The following is a 19,440-nucleotide window of genomic DNA, read 5'->3' as shown; positions in this document are numbered from 1 at the left end:
CTGCCGGTCACCGCGCACGCCGTGCGGGAGGGTGCCGTCGGCCCGGATCATGTCGCAGCGATCGCGAAAACCATGCGCAAGGTCCCCCACGGCACAGGCGCCGACGAGATCGCCGTGGCGGAAAAGATCCTGGCCGACGCCGCCCGAACCATGCCACCCGAAGACGTCACGAAGGTCGGAATCCACCTGCTCGCGCACCTGAACCCGGACGGCGACGTCCCGACGAGAAGGACCGTAAGCGCCGCCGCGGCCTGCGCATCGGGAAGCAGGGCGCCGATCTCATGACACCGATCTCGGGATTACTGAATCCGGAAACGAAGGCGTTGCTCGATCCGGTCCTCGCGAAACTCGCCCGCCCCGGCATGAACAACCCCGACGACCCCGAATCACCCTGCGGCGACATCGAATCCGACACCCTCGACCGCACCGCGCTGGCGAACGCCGCCGCCCGCGACACCCGCACCGCCGTCCACACGACGCACTGAAAGTCGCGCTACGGCACCTGCTCTCGTCCGGGGTGTTGGGTAGTCATCGCGGACTGCCCGTCACCGCGATCCTCACGATGTCCGTGCGGCAGGTCGAAGAAGCATCCGGGGTGGCCACCACCGCCACCGGCGGCCTGGTCCCGATCCGTGATGCGCTCCGAATGGCCGAGAAGGCACATCCGGTGCTCGCGCTCTTCGATCACAACGGCCGGCCGCTGCACCTCGGTCGGTCGAAGCGTTTGGCATCGGCTGATCAGCGGTTGGCGTTGATCGCCGCCTCGCGCGGCTGCACGAGACCGGACTGCGACGCACCAGCCTCGATGACCGCCGTGCATCACCTGACCGAATGGAACAAGGGCGGACGCACCGACATCGACGCTCTCGATCTCGCGTGCGATCACTGCCACGCCCTCGTCCACGACGGCGCCGGCGGCTGGCAGACCCGCACCGCGGCGGCAACCCGCGACCGCACCGGCGACGCCGGCAGGACCGCCATCACCGGCCACGCGATGACAGAACCCGCCCACCGAACCACAAGTGCAGCCACCAGCAATGCCGGCCGTACCGAGTGGATCCCACCACCGCACATCGACCCCACCCGCACACCGCGGGTCAATCAACGCCACCACCTCGACGACATCCTCGCTGCAGCGCTGGCGCACCACCGCGCCCGCCGCGACGCAGAACTGCGTGAGCATCGACGGCGCTGGGCACATGGGATCGATGAGGCGGGCGACGGCGACGTGCCGTAGCCACAGTGGACGCAACCACCCGCACACCGATACCGGTGAACGCCGAGCCCGACACCCACGAGCCCGACCACATCGGTATCAGTCGTGTCGTCGCCTCGACGGCATCCGCGCCGCGGCGTTGACGCACCACCACGCCCGCCGCGACGCAGAACAGCGCCAGCATCAGCGGCGACGGGAACGAGACGGGGATGGGAAAAGGAGGGACAGGTGCTGGCGATATCCCATGACCACAGCGGACGCGACCACCCCGGACACACTCCCACCGATGCCGGCGGACCCCGGGCGCGACGCCCCACGGGTCGGCCACCTCGGCCTCGGTTATTCCGTGGTCAACCCAGGTGACGAAGGTCCAGCTCATTCCATCCAAAAGTCGGATCTGCCAACCCGGTTCATCGTCTGGCCGACCGGCACCCGCCGCCTGCAGAGGAACTGGCCATTAACGGGGATCACACGTCCGGGATTGCTACTGTCGGTCTCACCCCGGTCGACCCCGAGGAGGACCGATGACTCTGGACCGAATGCCGCTCAAGGGATTTGGCGTGGTCAACCTCGAGCTGATGCTGCTTCGCCGAATGGACGACCACCAACCGTCGCTGGTCGACGCGGCCCTGAAGACCCTCGGCAAGAGCGGGACCGATGCCCGAGCCGCCCACGCCCAGTGGCAGCGCGGCCTCCGCAGCAACTTCCCCGACGGCATCGGCCGATACCGGCTGGCCCTCGGCCGACCCGACACGACCAGCGAGCGCCCCACTTCCCTCGGCACGACCCTGGCCGTCGAATGCTGGGACACGCCGCTGTGGCCGGGCCTGCAGTTCCAGGTCACCTTCGGTCCCGGAGGCGAGGTGATCGACGAGCGACTGGCCCGCGCCGCCGACGCCGAAGCGCCGGCGATCACCGGCCTCGCCGACCTGCGCCCGTGGATGGTGACCATCGACGATGTCGAGCGCGCCGCCGCACCCGTGCGCTTCCGGATGTCCGCCGGTCAGGTGCCCAGCCACGCCACCGCCGAGTTCACCGTGGCGGACGGCACCGCATGCGAGGCGCAGTTCAGTTGGGGTCTGCTGCAGCGAGGCTCGGCCACGCCGCGGTGACCGGTTACGGCACGTCGATGACCAGCAGCGCGAGAATGGGCCCATGGCCGAGAACGCGGAGACCGTCACCACGGTGATCATGCTCATCCGGCACGCCGAACGCCCACCCGAGAGCGGACCTCCGTACGGCGTCGACGACGACGGCTACCGTTGCGACGAGTCACTGACCGAGGCCGGCTGGCGCCGCGCCACCGCGCTGGCCGGGCTGTTCGCGCCGAACCACGGCGAACCGGCGGGCCCGCTCGCCCGGCCGCGCGCGCTGTTCGCCTCCACCCCGAGCCGCAAGGGCGGCAGCAGACGCTCACTACAAACCCTGACGCCACTCGCCGCCCGCCTCGGTCTCGACGTCGACACCGAGCACCGCCGCGCCGACGTCAAGGCACTGGCCAAGAGACTTCGCCGCACCCCGGGACCGGTACTGGTGTCGTGGCAACGCGAGTACCTTCCCGACATCGTCGCCGCACTCGGCGACGTCGACGCCGACATTCCCGACCCGTGGCCGGAGGACCGCTACGACCTGGTGTGGGTGCTCACCCGCACCGACGACGCCTGGACGTTCACGCAGGCGCCGCAGCTCCTGCTGCCCGGCGACCTCGAAACCGGCATCTGACACCTGCCCGCGGTTCCCGAACGGCGCGGCGGTCACAGGGAGGTGGCGACACGATGCCCCTCGGTCACCGCCGAGTTCGCACGCCGGGGCGACAGCGCATCGCCGATTCGGTGTATTTCGAATGCACTGCCGGACAGTTCCTTCCACAATCCGTCCACAGACCGTTGATGCACCGAGCAGACGACGGCATCGAACTCGCGCTCCTGGACTGCCCCCGTGGGATGGTGCAGTAGGTGTACCAGCACAGCGGATCCCGTGTCGGTGACCGCTGTCGGCACCACATCGGTCCATTCGGTGATGCCGGACGCGTGTGCGCGCCGCTGCCAGCCCTCCATGTCGAGGGTGAGCCCCAGGTCCTGTCCGACGACCATCGCGGGGGTCGCGATCGTGACCGCAGCGCCCTTGGCGGCGAGAGTCTCCGCGACGGAGGTGCCCTGATGAAATCCCAACTCGTCGAACACCAGAACCCGCCCCATCGGAAAGGCGTCCCCCTCGAGGACGTCGCGCACGTCGACCACGCGGACGCTGTCGCCCGCCCACGCCGGACGCGACGGCCGCGCCCCGGTCGCGACGATCACCGCGTCGGGCCGCAGCCGGCGTACGAGGTCCGCGTCGACGTCGACACCCGTGTGCACCGAGACGCCGGACCGCCTGCACTCACGCTCGAGATTAGCGGCCAACTCCCCGAACTCACCGCGGCCCGCGGCCAGGGCGGCGGTGCACACCTGACCCCCGAGCTGCTCGGACCGTTCGTACAGGGTCACCGTGTGACCCCGCTGCGCGGCGGTCGCCGCGGCCTGCAGTCCGGCCGGGCCCCCGCCGACGACGACGACATCCCGGCCGCGCCGTCGCGGCATCGGGAGCGGCACCGATTCCCGCCCCGCGGACGGATTTTCGACGCACCCGAGCCACCGGTTCAGTCCGACCCGCCCTATGCACTCCTGGTTGCAGCCCAGGCAGGTGCGGATGTCGTCGGCGTGACCGGCGGCGGCCTTGGCGGCGAAGTCGGGGTCCGCGATCTGCCCGCGGACCACCCCGACCAGATCGCAGTGCCCCTCGGCGAGTGCCTCTTCCGCCTGTCCGGGTCCGGTGAACCGCCCGACGCCGACCACCGGGAGGAACACCGCCTCGCGAATCGCGTTGGGAATGAACAGTGCGTAGCCCCGGGGCACGGCCATCGAGCCCTCGATCAGGTGCAGTGTCTCGGTGGCCATCCCGATCGAGGTGTTGAGGTAGTCGACGTGGCCGGTCGCCTCGATCATGCGGGCGACCGCGACCGCCTCGTCGAGGTGGATCCCGTTGGAGATCGACTCCTCTCCGGTCAGGCGGACCCCCAGCACCAGGTCGGGCCCGAGCGCGGACCGCACGGCGGCGATCACCTCGAGCAGCAGCCTGGCCCGGCCGGCGAGGGCCCCGCCGTAGTCGTCGGTGCGCCGGTTCGCCTGTGGGGACAGGAATGCCCGCAGGATCGACGACTGCGACGCCTGGATCTCGACCCCGTCGAATCCCCCCGCCCGGCAGTGCGTTGCCACGCGCGCAAAGCTCGCGACGAGTTCTGCGATGTCGGCGGCGTCCACGGCCCGCGGCACCTCCCGGAACAGCGCATCGGGGATCGGGCTCGGCGCCCACAGCGGCCGACGGGAGTACATGCCGGAACCCTGGCCGCCGTTGTGGTTGAGCTGCGCGAGGATCACCGAGCCGTGCGCATGTACCGCGTCGGTGATTCTCCGGTACCCCGGCACAACCTCGGGCCGGTGGCCGTGGATCACCTTTTCGTACGGCCAGTCCGTCGGGTGGACGCAGTGTTCCTCGGTGATGATCAGCCCCGCACCGCCCTGCGCACGGGCCGCGTAGTAGGCGGCGTGCTGCTCGGTGGGCAGTCCGTCGACGGCGGCGTTCGTCAGGTGCGCGGTGAACACGACACGGTTCCGCACCGTCCGAGGCCCGATCGTGAGCGGCGACAGCAGCGTCGGATACGTCACGGCGCCCACCGAGCGACGAGATCAAGGGCCGCTGCCCGCCCCTCGCGGACGGCCTCGGCGACGGTGCGGGGCGCCACGCAGTCTCCGGCGGCCACCCACCCGGCACCCGGCGTCCCGCCGCCCGCCACGCGCGACTCGGCGCTCCGCACCAGCGCATCGTCCGGGAGTCGGTGACCGCAGTCGACCACGGCGACGGCAGCGATCGTCGTCCGCTCCCCCGTGTGTGCGTGTTCGAGTTCGACCCGGCCACCGTCGATCCCGACGATCCGGGAGCGCAGGTGCCGGTGGACGCCGGCACGGTGGAGACGTCCGTTGGCTTCGGCGAGGTCGCCGGTGCGCCCCAACTCGGTACCCACCACCGGATCCGGAGTCACCACGCCGACCCTCCCGCCCCGTGCCGCCAGCAGTTCGGCCACCGCCACTCCGACCGGTCCGCCGATCGGGTCCCAGACCAGGACTCCGTCCGTGACATCGGGGATCGGCCGCGTCCCCTCCAGCACGTCGGGGGCGGTGCAGATGGGCACGCTCCCGTTCCCGGGGACCGGCCACGGCGCGGCGACACTGCCGGTCGCGAGTACGACCGCACCCGCGGCCGCGATCTCCGGCGCATCCACTTCCCGACCCACGTCGAAACGGACGCCGAGGCGCCTGCACTCGTCGGCGAGCCAGTCCGTCAACGCCGACAGTCGTTCCCGGTCGCCCACCGCGATGCGCGCGACCATGCCACCCAGCCGGGATTCACGCTCGGCGAGCCGGACCCGATGTCCGGCGGCGGCGAGGACCCGCGCCGCCTCGAGGCCCGCCGGACCCCCACCGACCACCAGCACGTCCCGCGGCGCGACGATGGCCGCCACCCCCGGCCGAAGGACACCTTCGTCCGGTCCAGCAGCGTGAAGGTGCACTTCACCCAGGGATGGATTGCCGACACAGGTGACGACCGGATTGCGCGGATCGCACACCAGGCAGGTCTGGTTGCACAGCACACACGGGCGGGGTGTGCGACCGGCGCGCACCGTGGAGACGAGATCCGGGTCGGCGATCTGCGCACGGGTCATCTCGACCAGGTCGGCGACGCCGTCGTCGAGAGCGCGCTGCGCGGCCGGGGCGTCGATCACGCTGCCCTGCAGGACGACCGGCACCGCAGTGACCTCGCGGATGCGGCGCGCCAGTTCCACGTTGAACATCGGCGGGGTGTGCATGTCCGGCCGGTAGCGGGTGGCGGTTGTCGGCCCACCCCGGACCACGGTGATCAGGTCGATCGAATCTGCCAGTGCGTGAACGTGTTCGGCCGCGGCGTCGGGGGTGATGCCGCCCCATGGCGCGAGTTCGTCGCAGCTGAGTCGCAGGGCGAGGATCCGGTCCGGGCCGAGCACCGCGCGGACGGCGGCGAGCGCCTCACGCAGCAGTCGGGCACGGTCGGTGCCGTATGCGTCGGCGCGGAGGTTGGTCAGCGGGGACAGGAACTGGCGCAGCAGTGCGGTCGGTCCCGCATCGAGCTCGACGCCGTCCAGGTCGGCGGCCACCGCGAGCGCGGCGGCGTCGGCGAAACCCGTGACGACCGAGTCGATCTCACGACTGCTCATCTCCGCGGGCAGCTCCCGGGTCACGACGTCCGCGACCGGAGACGGTCCCCACAGCACGGACTGCGAGTACGCGCTCGATCCCTGCATCCCACGGTGCCCGAGGCCGGCGAGCACGAGCGTCCCGTAGGGGCGGCACGCCGCCACGACCTCGCGCCATCCCGGCAGGCACTCGGATGCCAGCGGTGCCCGCTCGTACGGCCAGTCGTCGGGGACCACCGAGGCGCACTCGGTGACGATCACCCCGCAGCCCCCTCGAGCGCGGGCCGCGTAGTAGTCGGTGTGCCGGGCCGAGAACGACCTGCCGACAGCGAGATTCGTCTCGTGAGACCCGAAGACCACCCGGGACGGGGCGGTGCGCCCGGCCAGGGTGGTCTTCGAGGTCAGCAGGTCGTGCAGGATCAGATCCCGAGGTCGCGGCGGAATCCGTCGGGGATGACCAGATCGGCCGGGGACAGGTCCGCGATGTTCGAGTGCCCCAGGCCGAGAACGGCGGAGTCGACGCCGCCGCGCAGGATGTCGAGAACATTCTCGACGCCGGCCTGACCGTTGGCGGCCAGGCCCCACAGGTACGCGCGGCCGATCATGACGGCGCGGGCGCCGAGGGCGAGAGCCTTGACGACGTCGGAGCCGCGGCGGATGCCGCCGTCGAGGACGACCTCGAGCTGCTCGCCGACGGCCTCGGCGATCGCGGGCAGCGCCCGGATCGGGGCGGGGGTGCCGTCGAGGTTGTTGCCGCCGTGGTTGGAGACGGAGATGGCGGTGCAGCCTGCGTCGACGGCGCGCTTGGCGTCGTCGACCCGCATGACGCCCTTGAGCATGAACGGGCCGTCCCACTGCTCACGCAGCCATGCGACGTCCTCCCAGGTGGGCAGCGGGGTGCCCATCCACTGGCCGTACGCACCGAAGAACGTCGGCGCAGGGCCACCATCGGCGGGGGCGAGGTTCGGGGTGGTCAGGTCGGGGATCGCGCCCGAACGGACGAACTGCGAGAGCCACTTCGGGTGCAGCAGGCCCTGCAGGGCGTTCGCCTTCATGGCGGCGAAGTCCATCTTCTCCGGGATCGCCGGGGAGCCCCAGTCGCGGCCCATCGAGAACGACCAGTCGAGTGTCATGATCAGCCCGGTCGCGCCCGCCTTCTTCGCGCGTTCCATCCGGTGCAGCAGCTCGTCGCGGGTGCCGACCCAGTACATCTGGAAGAAGGTCTGCGGGTTCGCCGCCACGACCTCCTCCACGGACTTGCTCGCGAACGAGCTCAGTCCCATCGCGATGCCGCGGGCGGCGGCCGCGCGGGCGACGGCGACCTCACCGTCGGGGTGCACAGCCTGCACACCGGTCGGGGAGATCATCACCGGGAAGGACAGCGGCTGCCCCATCACGGTGGTGGCGAGCTCACGCTTGTCCGACAGCCCCGCAACGTGCGGCGCGAACCCGAGCTCGGCGAACGCGTCGATGTTGTCGGAGGTGGTCACGCCCTTCTCGGAGCCGGCGACCAGCGCCATGTACACCGGCTTCGGCAGTTGCTTCTTCGCCCGGCGCTGCGCCTCGGCAACGGTCTCGAACCACGCATTCTTTGCCATTGAAATCCTCTATTCACACCCGCTGTGCGGGTAGTCAGTTCAAGCCCGCGAGGGGGTTTTCGTCACAGATCTTGGCCGGCGGCCGCGTCAGCAGGGTCAGCGGCACCGGCGCGGCCGGGGTGCGACGCTCGGCGCGCTTGCCGGTCCGCGAGTGGTCCTGGCTGGACTGGGGGACGCTCCGGTCACCCTCCAGCGCGGACTGCCCATAGCCCTGCACGCATTCGGGATCCGGGCCGTCCATCGGCAGGCCGGTGAAGAACTTCGCGGCCATGCAGCCGCCGCGGCACGAATCGAAGAAGTTGCACGAGGTGCACGCCCCCGCGGTCTGCGGGGAGCGCAGCTCCTCGAACAGGTCCGAGTGCTGCCACACCTGCTGAAAGCCGCCGTCCGCCACGATGTTTCCGGCGAGGAACTGATCGTGGATCGCGAACGGGCACGCGTAGACGTCGCCGATCGGGTCGATCAGGCACACCACCCGTCCCGCACCGCACAGGTTCAGCCCGGGCAGCGCGCCGGCGCCGTCGGCACCGCCGAACGCGGACAGGTGGAAGAACGAATCACCGGTCAGCACGCCCTCACCGTTGGCGACCAACCAGTCGTAGAGCTCGCGCTGCTGCTCGTGCGTCGGGTGCAGGTCGTCCCAGACGTCCACGGCGCGTCCGGACGGGCGCAGCCGGGTGATCCGCAGCGTCGCACCGTACTTGCCGGCGAGGGCCTTGAACTCGTCGAGCTGGCTCACGTTCTGGCGGGTGACGACGACGGAGATCTTCGCGTCCTTGAACCCGGCCTCGGCCAGGTTCTCCAGTGCCCGCACCGCCATCGCGAACGAGCCGGGGCCGCGGACCGCGTCGTTGACCTCCGCGGTCGCGCCGTCGAGGGAGATCTGCACGTCGACGTAGTCGGAGGCGGCCAGGCGCGCGGCGACCTTCTTGTCTATCTTCACGCCGTTGGTGGAGAACTTGACGCCCACCTGGTGCTCGGTGGCGTAGTCGACGAGTTCCCAGAAGTCGGAGCGGACCGTCGGTTCGCCGCCGCCGATGTTGACGTAGAAGACCTGCATCTTCTGCAGCTCGTCGATGATCGCCTTGCACTGCTCGGTCGACAGCTCACGCGGGTCGCGCTTGCCTGACGAGGACAGGCAGTGCACGCACGACAGGTTGCACGCGTACGTCAGCTCCCAGGTCAGGCAGATCGGGGCGTCGAGGCCGAGCTCGAACTGGTCGACGAGACGACCGACAGCGGGAGGCGTCGACGTCGGGGCGAGCGCTGCGGGGGGCGTCACCGTGGTGGGTGGTTCCAGAACCGATGTCATGGGCGGTGTCCTCGTCAGACGAAAGAAGTGTGGGGTGTGCGGGCGTCGCGATGTCGCGCACGGGCCCGCACTGTGGGGAGGGTCAGGCCGCTGAGCTCGCGGCCGCCGGCACGATCATCTTCGACTCGGCCAGGGTGGCCAGGGCGCGTGCGTAGATGTCGATGCGGGAGTCCTCGACACCCGCCGCCCGGATCGCGCTGCGGGCGTCGGGGTGGTCGGTCAACGACTTGACGATGCCGACGATGGTCACGTTCTTCAGGAACGACAGCTTCCTGGTGCCGAAGTGGTAGAGCAACGCCCCGAAAGGTTCGGGGCGAAGCGCCACCTGCGGGTGCAGCATCCACCCGGAGTCGAGATCCACGATCAGTACACGCCGCACATGCCGTCGATCGAGACCTCTTCCACGAGGGACTCCTGAACGAGCTCGGTCTCGTTGACTGCGGACTCGCGAGTATCGGACATCGACTTGCCTCCTGTGTCAGGGTTGTTCCGGTCCAGCACTTGTTCGCTGTGACTCGGCTCACCACAATAATGGCATCGAGTGCAGAATGAAAGACCGGAGGAGAAATTGACGCGCACCCGCAGGTCAGGGACGGGTCGGCTCGGTCGCAAGCCGTCGACCACCCAGGACCGCATCAGCAACATCGCACTCGCACTGTTCGCCGAGCACGGCTACGAAGAGACCAGCGTCGACCAGATCGCGGAGGCCGCGGGCATCGCGCGGCGCACGTTCTTCCGCTACTTCCCGTCCAAGAACGCGGTGCCGTGGGGCAACTTCGACACCCACCTGTCGGACATGCGCGACCACCTCGCGACGCTCCCCGGCGACATCCCACTCGCCGAGGGCCTGACGCGAGCGCTGCTCGAGTTCAACAACTTCCCGGCCGACGTGGCGCCGATGCACCGCAAGCGGATGGAGGTCATCCTCAACGCGCCCGCCCTGCAGGCGTACTCGATGGTCATGTACACCGGCTGGCGGGAGGTGATCGCCGAGTACGTGGCCGCCCGCACCGGACTTCGGACGACCGACCACCTGCCCCGCACCGTCGGCTGGATGGTCCTCGGGGTCGCGCTTGCCGCCTACGAGCAGTGGCTCACCGACGAGAGCCTCGAACTGACCGACCTGCTGCGATCGGGCACCGCCACCCTCGCCGACGGCCTCGCCGCACTGCCGATCCACACCCAATTCACCCGACCTGGTCCTATCCCTGCCGAATCGACCTAGACTTGGGTTCGGGATCGACACCATTCGCCCGCCGAGCGTCATGAGGCACACGATGACGGACAAGTCCGTGATCTTGGGTCGGCCGTCCGGCCGCAATGCCGGCACCGATTCGCGGACATCAGGCTCGACACACGGCAACCTGTCCGAGCAGGAGATCGTGGAGGCGGCCCTGCGCGTGATCCACCAGGACGGGCTCGAAAAGCTCTCCATGCGCCGGCTGTCCCGCGAGCTCGGGGTCTCGGCGATGGCGCCCTACTACTACGTGTCCGACAAGGACGAGCTGCTCGACCTGGTTGCCTCGGCCGCGCTCGACGGCATCGCAGCTCCCGACCCGGGTCCGGACTGGACCGAGCGACTGCGGGCACTGATCGACCAGATCGACGAGCGCCTGTCCACGTACCCCGGCCTGGGCGAGGTGCTGCTCGAGCAGATGCTGCGGTCGCAGCGTCACCTGGTCGCGCTGGTGATGGAGATCCTGTACGACGCAGGCTTCACCGACCGCAACGTCTTCTGCGCGTACGCGACCATCCACACGTACCTCTACGGCCGCAGCGGGGTGTCGACGCAGGACCCCAAGATCCCGGATCGGGCAGGCCTGCCCGAGGTCGTCGCCCGCGCGACCACGAACCTCGATCAGCTCCACGGCCGGGACATCTACCGGTTCGGCGTCTCCACCCTGATCTCCGGACTTCAGGTTCAGCTCGAACGCCAACACCGGACATCGGCCTGATCCGAGGCATCCCGTCCAGCGGGATCACCAGGGTGTCCCGGTTATCGGGAACCGAGGGGCGCGATTTACGATCCAGCTGCTTCGATGGTGTCTGCTAGCCTTAAAACTAGAACACGTTCCAGAATGTGTCCCCGCCGAAGTACCCTGTACATGCACCCTGCACCCCGCAGAGCCCCGAGAGGATCGACCACGATGACCACAGTTGACATGCCGCACAGCTCCAGGTCGGTTGTGCTCACCGTGTCGGGCGTCGTGGAAGAGACGTCGGACGCGCGCTCGCTGGTGTTCGCGGTCCCGGAGGAGCTGCGCAGCCGGTTCGAGTACAAGCCCGGCCAGTTCCTCACGCTGCGCATCCCCAGCGACCGGACCGGCTCCGTCGCGCGCTGCTACTCGCTGGCGAGCTCGCCCTTCGTCGACGGGGACCCGAAGGTCACCGTGAAGCGGACGGTCGACGGCTACGGCTCCAACTGGCTGTGCGACAACGTCAAGGTCGGCGACACCATCGAGGTGCTGCCCCCGACAGGCGTCTTCACCCCGAAGTCGCTCGACCACGACTTCCTGCTCTGGGGCGCGGGCAGCGGCATCACCCCGGTGATCTCGATCCTCAAGTCGGCGCTGAGCCAGGGCAGCGGCAAGGTCGTCCTGATCTACGCCAACCGGGACGAGTCCTCGGTCATCTTCCGCGACGAACTGCGCGACCTCGCCGCCCAGTACCCGACCCGGCTGACCGTGGTGCACTGGCTCGAGTCGCTGCAGGGGCTGCCGACGCCGGACCAGTTCGCCACCCTCGCCGCACCGTTCGGCGGGTTCGAATCGTTCATGTGCGGGCCCGGCCCGTTCATGGACACCGTGCACAAGGCCCTCGCCGAGGCCGGGGTGCCGCGCAACCAGGTCCACGCCGAGGTGTTCAACTCGCTGGCCGGCGACCCGTTCCAGGACGTCGAACTCGAGGAGATCACCGAGGAGGAGGCCGCCGACGCGGCGACCGTCTCCGTCACCCTCGACGGCGAGACCCACGAGATGAGCTGGCCTCGCAAGCAGACCCTCGTCGACATCATGCTGGCCAAGGGACTGGACGTGCCCTACTCCTGCCAGGAGGGCGAGTGCGGCTCCTGCGCCTGCACCGTGCTCAAGGGCGAGGTCGAGATGGAGCACAGCGACATCCTCGACCCCGAGGACATCGCCGCCGGCTACATCCTCGGCTGCCAGGCCCGCCCGGTCACCGACCGGCTCGAGATCGAGTTCTGATCGCCCGGTAACGGGCCCGGTCGGCGCCGTCGAGGTGCTCGGTGGCGTACGCCAGCGCGGTGGCGCCCATCTCGGCGGCATTGGCGTCCAGAAAGTCCGTCAGCAGTCCCCGGCCGACCCGCTTGCCGACCTCACGCAGCATCCAGCCCAGCGCCTTCTGCGTGAGGTCGCGGCGGTCGCCGAGCAGCCGCGGCGCCAGCTCGAGCGTCGTGGACGCGTCGCCCCGCCGGATGAACCCGAACGTGGTCAGCAGCGCCACCCGCCGCCGCCACAGGTCCTCGTCCGCGCCGAGCTCGAACACCAGGTCGCGCGGGCGGTCGTACAACCATCCGCCGAGGATCCGCTCCGCGGAGGCGTCGACGAGATCCCAGTTGTTCACGCGGCCCCTGAGTACCGCATCCAGGTAGAAGTCCGCGATCCGCTCACGCTGTCCGTCGTCGCGGGCGCGCACCGCACTCGCCCGTTCGAACCGGCCGGTGGCGATCAGCAGGCCGGCCAACCGGTGCTCGTGTACCGGACTGTCGAGCAGCGCGTTCACCTCTGACAGCGGGAGGTCTGCGAACCTCTTCACCACCGCCCTGGTCGCGGGCACGCGCACCCCGAGAAACACGTCGCCCTCGCCGTACTCCCCCGGCCCGGTCTTGAAGAACCGCCGCGACTGTGCGGCCTGGTCTGCATCGGCGACCTCGGCCAGAGCTCGCATCACGTCCTCGTGCATGTCGGAAGACCCTACGGTGTTCACCTGCGCAGACACTCTTGATCGGCCGGTCAATCAGGTCTATACCTACAGATGTGCGGTAACTCCGACATACGCGACAACTCCGGCAGAGGAGGCTGGAAATGAACGCAGCTATGACTCGATGGCAGGACTGGGCCGCCGTGGTGATCGGCGCCGTGGTCGCGCTCTCACCGATCTGGGTCGACACGAACAGCGCCGCCCGGTGGTCGATGATCGTCCTCGGTGTCCTCGTCGCCGTCGCCGGCCTCGTCAACATGATGGCCCCCACCAACGAGATGGTCGTCTGGGCGATGGGCGTGCTCGGCGTCCTGATGTTCATCGCACCGTGGGTCACCGGGTACGCCGACATGACGGGCGCCGCGTGGACCTCCTGGGTCGGCGGGGTCCTCACCGTGCTGACCGCCGTCGCAGCGCTCCCCGAAGGGTCCCGCATGCACATCGGTCACGGCGGCGGCTTGGCGCCGCATCACTGACCACGACAGCCGAACCGGGGAGGTCCACGAGCCTCCCCGGCGGAGGAGGTGTTCGAATTGTCCGGCCCGCGCCGAACGGCGCGCGTGGACGGTGACACCCGGAAGCGGATCCTCGATGCCGCCGAAGAACTCATCGCCGCACGGGGCTTCGACGCCACCCCGACCGCCGCGATCGCGGTCCGGGCCGGCGTCCCGAAAGGCCTGATCTTCTACTACTTCCCCACCAAGGAATCGATTCTCACCACACTGATCTCCGAGCGCCTGCCCACGGACCCGATCGACGACGTGACCGGCCTGGCGGTGACAGGTGAACCGGCGGCCGCACTCGTCAACCTCGACACCGCGCTCAACCTGCGCGACCGGCGCACGATCCGCGAGATCGTCTGGAGGGAGGCGGGCACCCACCCCGCCGTACGCGACCATCTCCGGGCGCTGCGCGCCTACCTGCAGGACATCACCGTCGAGGTGCTTCGGTTGAGTGCACCGCTCACCGCACCCGCCCGCGTCCTGGATTCCTGCGCGACGGCGTGGGTGGCCGCGATGTTCTCGTCCAACCACATCGACCGGTTCCGCGGACAGGGCGAGCGCGCCGAGGACCTGCGCGCCGTGGCCCGGGTCCTCACCGCCGGCTTAGGTGCGCTGTCGACTCCGTGACCGGTTCCGGTCCAGGTCGGTGCCACGAGGACTCACCGGCGCCGGAGGCGCGAGCAGCTCCCGACCGGCCAGGTACGAGTGCGCACTCACGGGCAATTGGCCGGGCCGCCCGCTGAGCAGCACCGACACGGCGCCGCCGCCGCCGATGTCGCGTCCGAGGCCGTCGATACGGCGCAACGTCTGCGCGGCGACCGCCGGGGCGCTGTCGAACAGCGTGACCCCGTCCGGCAGCCGGGCGGTGATCTCGTCGGCGACCAGCGGATAGTGCGTGCACCCGAGGACCACCGCGTCACAGGCGGCCGGGGTGTTCGCCACGGCCGCGTCGATGGCGGCGGAGATCCGGTCGGGGTCTCCCGCGTCGATCGCGTCGGCCAGACCGTGGCAGGCGACCCCGACGACGTCGCTGCCGTTCGCGAACCGGGCGATCAGGCCGGCCTGGTAGCTGCTCGCCGTCGTCGCGGCGGTCGCCCAGATTGCCACCGACCGCGAGGCCGCCGCTGCGGGCTTGATCGCCGGAACGGTCCCGATCACCGGGACAGACGCCCCCAAGTGGGCGCGCACCTCGTCCAGTGCGGTGACGCTCGCGGTATTGCAGGGCAGCACCACGACCTGGGCACCCAGATCGATCGCACGGTCCGCGGCGGCGAGCACCCGGTCGATCACCCACTGCGACGGCTTCGGACCCCACGGCGCCCCGTCGGGATCCAACGAGAGCAGCAGGTCCAGCTCGGGCCGAAGCCGACGCAGCCACGCAGACGTGGGGAGCAGCCCCAGCCCGGAATCGATCAGCGCGACGGTCACCGAACCAACGTAGTCCCGATCTCGGCGAGGGTGTCATCCAGACCCTCCTCGCCGCGCCCGCGTCACCGCCGGAGCAGGAGACATCCCGCCGCGGTGAGCCCCCCGAGCCCGACCACCGCGACAGTCGGAGTCCCGGGGACCTGGGCGGCCCCCGCGTCGCCGCGCAACTGGGTGACGGCCTCGACGACGAGATCGAGGTCGGGACGCCGTCCCACCCCGAGATGGCCACCGTGCGGATTCACCGGAAACACCCCGTCCCGGGCGATCGCGGCACCGGTGGCGACGAAACCTCCCGCCGCGCCCTGGTCACAGCAGCCGAGCGCTTCGAGCCACGACAGCACCGGGAACGAGAATTCGTCCCCGAGCAGGAGAAGGTCCACGTCGGCGAGGGTGGCACGGGTCCCCGACCACAGCTCCTCGCCGGCGCGGGCCGCCACCCCGGCCGAGCGGGTGGCGTCCTGCTCCGGGAGTGGGCTGGCCGCGTAGGCGGCGCCGACCCCGCCCACCGCGATCGGCGCCGACGCCCACTCCTCCGCCGACCCGGCTTGATCGGACCCGGTCAGCACCACTGCCGCCGCGCCCCCGACCGAGCGGGCCCGGTCGTGCACGCACAGCGGGTCCGCGAGCATCGGAGCGGTCAGGTAGTCACGCAGCCGCAGTCCGCCGCCGGAGTTGGCGGACGCGACGAGCGCGACCTGCGCCAGCTCGGTGCGGGTCAGCCCGTACCGCTCGATGTAGGCGCGGGCCGCGAGCGCGACCCCGACCAGGGCGCCGTCCGCACCGTACGGCGCGTGCCAGCTCGCCCACCCCGTGACGGGCGCCCCGGGTCCGAACCATTCCGCCCTCGCCAGCCGGGTGGGCTCGGCGGCGGACGCCTCGACGCAGACGAGGTTCCGGATGCGCCCCGCGGTCACCGCCTCGACCGCCTGCACCAGCGAGGCCCCGACCGAGAATCGATCGGATTCCTGTGCACGCCAAGACAGTTCGATGTCCAGCACGTCGGCGACCTCGGCCGCGTCAGGGCCGGACGTGAACAGCCCCGCGATGTCGGATCCGGGCATCCCGGCGTCGGAGAGAGCGGAGCGGACCGCCGTGACAGCCGCGGCGAGCACCCCGGGCCGTCCCACCCGCGCACGCCCGACGCCGGTCACGGCGACCCCGGTCACCACGTTCCCCGCCTCGACGCATCCCTCACGACGGTGCACCTCACGACGATGCACCTCACGACGACGCACCTCATGACACGGCCTCGATGCGGTCCTCGAACAGGTCCGCTTCCTCGATCTCGGCGAGCGGCAACCAGATCCGGTCGTCGAGCTGCTCGAAAACCAGGTGCACCGGGGCGTCGACCCGCAGCGCATCGGGGCCCGCACCGATCACGCCGAGGACCAGCCGCACCCCCTCCACCAGATCGACGACACCGACCAGGTAGGGCGGGGTGGGCGCGGGCCGGACCGGCTCGACGACCCGCGCCCACGAGACCAGCACGCCCTTTCCCGCAACCGGCTCGAACAGCAGGTCGGTGCCCCAGCAGTGCCGGCAACTGGGCGCGGGCGGGAAGGACCAACGGCGGCAGCGCAGGCAGCGTTGCACCGACAGGCGTCCGGACGCACCCGAGGTCCAGTGCGTCGCGGTCAGCTCCGTCAGCTCCGGCAGGGCACGCCGACCGTGCACCATGGATTCACGGTAGCCGTCCGAGCCCCTCCGGTCGGGTGAATGCCGGATCAGACGGCGGCGGCCTCGAGCACCTCCGCGATCGGCACCCGGCCCGAGATCTTGGCCCGCATCTTCATCACCGCACCGGGCAGTCCACCGCCGACGACCGCGACCAGTTGGCCATCCCGCTCGTAGTACGCGAGGAACTTGCGGCCGTCATCGCGGACGATGTGCACGGTGTCGGTTCCCGACGGCTCGCCGAGGGCCTGGATCTTGATGTTGTACTGGTCGCTCCAGAAGTACGGCACCTGCGGCGCAGCCTCCGGCGCGGCACCGGTCACCAGCGTGTGGGCCAGCACTTTCGCCTGCTCACCGACGTTGTTCCAGTGCTCGACCCGACGCTGATCTCCTTCCGGCTGCCGCCACGAGGCGACGTCACCGACGACCCACACGTTCGGGTCGCTGGTACGTCCGGTCTCATCGGCGAGAACACCGCCCCCGGCAGCGCGGTCGGCGAGCTCGACCCCGGAGTCGTCGAGCCAACCGGTGACCGGGTTCGAGCCGATCCCGACCACCACCACGTCCGCGGCCACCTCGGTACCGTCCCCCAGCACCGCGCCGGTCACCCGTGAGTCCCCGTGCAGCGACTCCAGTCCAACCCCGGTGCGCACGTCCACTCCCTCATCGGTGTGCAGCCGGGCCACCAGGGCACCGACCTGCTCCCCGAGCACCGACGCCAGCGGGGTCGGCTGCGGTTCGACCAGCACGACGTCGAGTCCCCGGGCGCGCATGCTGGCGGCGACCTCACAACCGATGAAGCCGGCGCCGACGACGAGACCGGTGCGACCGGCGACCAGATCGGCACGCAGGGCCCGCGAGTCGTCCAGCGTCCGCAGCACATGGACGCCGTCCAGCTCCGGGAGGCCGGGAATGCGACGCGGCGTCAGCCCCGTCGCGATCACCAGGTGGTCGTAGTCGAGCGATGTACCGTCCTCGAACGACACCGACCGCGCGGCAGGATTCACCGACCGCGCGCGTGCGCCGAGCCGCAGTTCGACGTTCAGCTCGTCGTAGTACTCGGCCGGCTTGAGGGTGACGTCGTCGTTCTCCCCCCGAACCACATCCTTGGACAGCGGCGGGCGGTCGTACGGCAGGTGCGCTTCCTCCCCGACCAGGGTGATGTCACCGGTGTGACCGGCCCTGCGCAGCTCTTCCGCAGTCCGCAGACCTGCCAGTCCGGCCCCGACGATCACGATTCGTCCGACACCCATGTGCGACCTCACCCTTCAACACGTTGTCTGTGGCCGTCTCCGGCCGTCCACCAGTCATACCAAACAGACACAGGTTCCAGAAGTGTCACGATCTCAGGAGACCTCCATGTCCGAGATCAGCCATACCCCGTCGACCTTGGTCAATTCGACCCGGGCACCGACCGTCGCGCTCACCGGATCCGGTGCGGCCGCGGTCGTGGTGACCTGTTTCAGGAACACCAGCGCGTCCGCGTGATCGTCGGTGAGCGTCCCGACCCCGGTTCCCGTGACCGTCGCGCTGGTGCTGATTCCCTGCTCGCGCGCGGCGGGGGCGATCACGGCGTCCGTCATCTGCCCGAACCGGTCCCGGAACTCACCGGTCAGCCTCTGCGCCGCCGCATACAGGTTCGCCGCGACGGTGTCCGGGGTGTAGGTCAGCAGGGCCGCGGCTCCCTCGGCGGCGGTCTGCGCGACGTCGGCGCGGGCACCGTCGGCGCCGCGTTCGTCCGCACGGTACAGCCGAATGCCGAGCAGGACCGCGACCGTCGCGAGCACCACCGCCAGCACCGCGAGCAGCCACACGATCCGATACCCGGGCCCCCTCACGCGACGTACTCCAGCGTCGCCGTCCGGTACCCGTCACCGACGCGATCCATCGTCATCCGCAGCCGCCACACCCGCGACTGCGGCTGCGCAGCAGACAGGTTGGTCACCGTCGAGGAGACCTGAACGAGGACGGTGCCGTGGTCGCCGTCCCACGACTCGACCGCCGCGTCGGCGCGCTCGCCCACCGTCGTGACCCGGGTGTCCTCCACCACCGACACCAACGAGTCCGCGCTGTCGGCAAACTGGTCCCGGAAGTCACCGGTCGCGCCGGCGAGCACCCGGTCAACGTCCTGCCGGGCATGCTCGTGATCGATGGTCGCGAGGTTCATCGCGGTCTGCCTCGCCGCCTCCAGCGCCTGCTGCCGGGAAGTCTCCTCGGCCGCCCCGGCTCGGTACTGCCACAGCAGGACGGCGCACCCGCCGGCCAGCACCAGGCACACCGCCGCGAGCACCGCGACGATCCCGCGCCGCGGCCGCGGTGGCTCCGGGCGCTCGGCCGCCTCGCCTGTGTCCCCCATGTGCACCCGTCCTCCGTCCGATCCGCGGTGCGCTCCACCGTAGGTGATCACTCTCACAGCCGCGGCCGCGGCCTCCCTCCGTCACTTCCGTCCGGCGGGCGAGGTGGATTCGCCGGGCGCATCCACGCGGACAGGGGACGCACGACCT

General features: G+C 70.2%; 20 protein-coding genes and 1 pseudogene. 8 read left to right on the top strand and 13 right to left on the bottom strand.

The features are described 5' to 3' along the window. From ACWDU4_RS13960 to ACWDU4_RS13950, 3 genes and pseudogenes are all read left to right on the top strand, one after another. Positions 1-1,237: pseudogene (locus ACWDU4_RS13960) on the top strand (DUF222 domain-containing protein); the annotation flags it as partial. Between the two features lie 503 nt (positions 1,238-1,740). Further along, the gene (locus ACWDU4_RS13955) at positions 1,741-2,328 is read left to right on the top strand and encodes a hypothetical protein (RefSeq protein WP_450114499.1); all 588 of its coding nucleotides are present in this window, start codon (positions 1,741-1,743) and stop codon (positions 2,326-2,328) included. Positions 2,329-2,371: 43 nt separating this feature from the next. Next, positions 2,372-2,938 (top strand): hypothetical protein, encoded by a 567-nt coding sequence (locus tag ACWDU4_RS13950; RefSeq protein WP_450114498.1) that lies wholly within the window; start codon positions 2,372-2,374, stop codon positions 2,936-2,938. 32 nt (positions 2,939-2,970) lie between these two features. Here the strand turns inward: ACWDU4_RS13950 and ACWDU4_RS13945 are convergent, their stop codons facing one another. From ACWDU4_RS13945 to mftA, 6 genes are all read right to left on the bottom strand, one after another. Beyond that, the gene (locus ACWDU4_RS13945; RefSeq protein WP_450114497.1) at positions 2,971-4,920 is read right to left on the bottom strand and encodes a mycofactocin system FadH/OYE family oxidoreductase 2; all 1,950 of its coding nucleotides are present in this window, start codon (positions 4,918-4,920) and stop codon (positions 2,971-2,973) included. Then, positions 4,917-6,899, bottom strand: a complete 1,983-nt coding sequence (locus ACWDU4_RS13940; protein WP_450114504.1) for a mycofactocin system FadH/OYE family oxidoreductase 1 — start codon at positions 6,897-6,899, stop codon at positions 4,917-4,919. Before ACWDU4_RS13940 ends, ACWDU4_RS13945 begins: the two co-directional genes overlap by 4 nt. A 2-nt stretch (positions 6,900-6,901) precedes the next feature. Next, positions 6,902-8,080 carry a pre-mycofactocin synthase MftD gene (mftD, locus tag ACWDU4_RS13935; RefSeq protein WP_450114496.1) on the bottom strand — a complete coding sequence of 393 codons (1,179 nt, stop codon included), beginning with the start codon at positions 8,078-8,080 and terminating at the stop codon, positions 6,902-6,904. A 34-nt stretch (positions 8,081-8,114) separates the two neighbouring features. Continuing rightward, positions 8,115-9,392, bottom strand: coding sequence for a mycofactocin radical SAM maturase (gene mftC / locus ACWDU4_RS13930; protein WP_450114495.1), 1,278 nt, complete (start codon positions 9,390-9,392; stop codon positions 8,115-8,117). Positions 9,393-9,474: 82 nt separating this feature from the next. Continuing rightward, positions 9,475-9,771 (bottom strand): mycofactocin biosynthesis chaperone MftB, encoded by a 297-nt coding sequence (mftB, locus tag ACWDU4_RS13925; protein WP_450114494.1) that lies wholly within the window; start codon positions 9,769-9,771, stop codon positions 9,475-9,477. Beyond that, positions 9,756-9,854: a mycofactocin precursor MftA gene (mftA, locus tag ACWDU4_RS13920; protein ID WP_450114493.1), complete on the bottom strand. Its 99-nt coding sequence runs from the start codon at positions 9,852-9,854 to the stop codon at positions 9,756-9,758. The genes mftB and mftA overlap by 16 nt, the downstream gene beginning before the upstream one ends. A gap of 106 nt (positions 9,855-9,960) precedes the next feature. Between mftA and mftR the strand changes: the two genes are divergently transcribed. From mftR to ACWDU4_RS13905, 3 genes are all read left to right on the top strand, one after another. Then, positions 9,961-10,617, top strand: coding sequence for a mycofactocin system transcriptional regulator (mftR, locus tag ACWDU4_RS13915; protein ID WP_450114492.1), 657 nt, complete (start codon positions 9,961-9,963; stop codon positions 10,615-10,617). A gap of 52 nt (positions 10,618-10,669) precedes the next feature. Next, on the top strand, positions 10,670-11,347 hold the full coding sequence (mftR2, locus tag ACWDU4_RS13910; protein ID WP_450114491.1) for a mycofactocin system transcriptional regulator MftR2: 678 nt from the start codon (positions 10,670-10,672) through the stop codon (positions 11,345-11,347). Positions 11,348-11,539: 192 nt separating this feature from the next. After that, a complete protein-coding gene (locus ACWDU4_RS13905) occupies positions 11,540-12,595 on the top strand; it encodes a 2Fe-2S iron-sulfur cluster-binding protein (RefSeq protein ID WP_450114490.1) in 1,056 nt (351 codons plus the stop codon). Here the strand turns inward: ACWDU4_RS13905 and ACWDU4_RS13900 are convergent. After that, positions 12,567-13,313, bottom strand: a complete 747-nt coding sequence (locus ACWDU4_RS13900; RefSeq protein ID WP_450114489.1) for a DNA alkylation repair protein — start codon at positions 13,311-13,313, stop codon at positions 12,567-12,569. The two genes, ACWDU4_RS13905 and ACWDU4_RS13900, sit on opposite strands and share 29 nt — an antisense overlap. Before the next feature lie 122 nt (positions 13,314-13,435). Here ACWDU4_RS13900 and ACWDU4_RS13895 point away from each other — a divergent pair, with 122 nt between their 5' ends. Both ACWDU4_RS13895 and ACWDU4_RS13890 read left to right on the top strand, forming a co-directional pair. Beyond that, a complete protein-coding gene (locus tag ACWDU4_RS13895) occupies positions 13,436-13,807 on the top strand; it encodes an SPW repeat protein (protein WP_450114488.1) in 372 nt (123 codons plus the stop codon). 48 nt (positions 13,808-13,855) lie between these two features. Continuing rightward, on the top strand, positions 13,856-14,461 hold the full coding sequence (locus ACWDU4_RS13890) for a TetR/AcrR family transcriptional regulator (RefSeq protein WP_450114487.1): 606 nt from the start codon (positions 13,856-13,858) through the stop codon (positions 14,459-14,461). Here ACWDU4_RS13890 and ACWDU4_RS13885 read toward each other — a convergent pair. The 6 genes from ACWDU4_RS13885 to ACWDU4_RS13860 all read right to left on the bottom strand — a co-directional run bounded on the left by ACWDU4_RS13885 (position 14,438) and on the right by ACWDU4_RS13860 (position 19,292). Further along, positions 14,438-15,262: a glutamate racemase gene (locus tag ACWDU4_RS13885; protein WP_450114486.1), complete on the bottom strand. Its 825-nt coding sequence runs from the start codon at positions 15,260-15,262 to the stop codon at positions 14,438-14,440. The genes ACWDU4_RS13890 and ACWDU4_RS13885 overlap by 24 nt on opposite strands. A gap of 62 nt (positions 15,263-15,324) precedes the next feature. Next, complete coding sequence (locus tag ACWDU4_RS13880; protein WP_450114485.1) at positions 15,325-16,467, bottom strand: thiolase C-terminal domain-containing protein; 1,143 nt, start codon at positions 16,465-16,467, stop codon at positions 15,325-15,327. A gap of 31 nt (positions 16,468-16,498) precedes the next feature. Beyond that, entirely contained in the window at positions 16,499-16,939 is a 441-nt protein-coding gene (locus ACWDU4_RS13875) for a Zn-ribbon domain-containing OB-fold protein (RefSeq protein WP_450114484.1), read from the bottom strand. 47 nt (positions 16,940-16,986) lie between these two features. Beyond that, positions 16,987-18,189, bottom strand: a complete 1,203-nt coding sequence (locus tag ACWDU4_RS13870; RefSeq protein WP_450114483.1) for an NAD(P)/FAD-dependent oxidoreductase — start codon at positions 18,187-18,189, stop codon at positions 16,987-16,989. A gap of 93 nt (positions 18,190-18,282) precedes the next feature. Next, complete coding sequence (locus ACWDU4_RS13865) at positions 18,283-18,774, bottom strand: twin-arginine translocation pathway signal (RefSeq protein ID WP_450114482.1); 492 nt, start codon at positions 18,772-18,774, stop codon at positions 18,283-18,285. Beyond that, positions 18,771-19,292 carry a hypothetical protein gene (locus tag ACWDU4_RS13860; protein ID WP_450114481.1) on the bottom strand — a complete coding sequence of 174 codons (522 nt, stop codon included), beginning with the start codon at positions 19,290-19,292 and terminating at the stop codon, positions 18,771-18,773. Before ACWDU4_RS13860 ends, ACWDU4_RS13865 begins: the two co-directional genes overlap by 4 nt. Positions 19,293-19,440: the final 148 nt, after the last annotated feature.

Source organism: Rhodococcus sp. NPDC003348 (assembly GCF_053589375.1).
The sequence above is the reverse complement of the archived record's forward strand: the minus strand, read 5'-3'. Positions and strand labels throughout refer to the sequence as shown.